We start from the raw sequence: 314 nt of genomic DNA on the forward strand, positions 1-314 counted from the left end.
GTCTGTGGCGGGGTCGGGTGTGGGTGTGGTGTCGGGTGTGGTGGGTGAGGGGGGTACGGCGTTCTTGTTTTCGGGTCAGGGTGCTCAGCGGGTGGGGATGGGGCGGGAGTTGTATGGGGTGTGGCCGGTGTTCGCGGGGGCGTTCGATGAGGTGTGTGCGGGGTTTGAGGGGTTGTTGCCGGGGTCGTTGAGGGAGGTGGTGTTTTCGGGTGTGGGGCTGGATGAGACGGGGTGGACGCAGCCGGCGTTGTTCGCGGTGGAGGTGGCGTTGTTCCGGTTGTTGGAGTCGTGGGGGGTGGTGGCTGATTTTGTGG

1 protein-coding gene is annotated in these 314 nt (G+C 65.6%); it reads left to right on the forward strand.

What is annotated here, in order from left to right; genetic code table 11:
- The coding region (locus KMS84_RS39695) for an acyltransferase domain-containing protein (RefSeq protein WP_256921512.1) at nt 1-314 on the forward strand (314 nt) is incomplete at both ends.

This window comes from Streptomyces hilarionis, assembly GCF_024539675.1.
In the GTDB taxonomy this organism is placed as follows: Bacteria; Actinomycetota; Actinomycetes; order Streptomycetales; family Streptomycetaceae; genus Streptomyces; species Streptomyces hilarionis.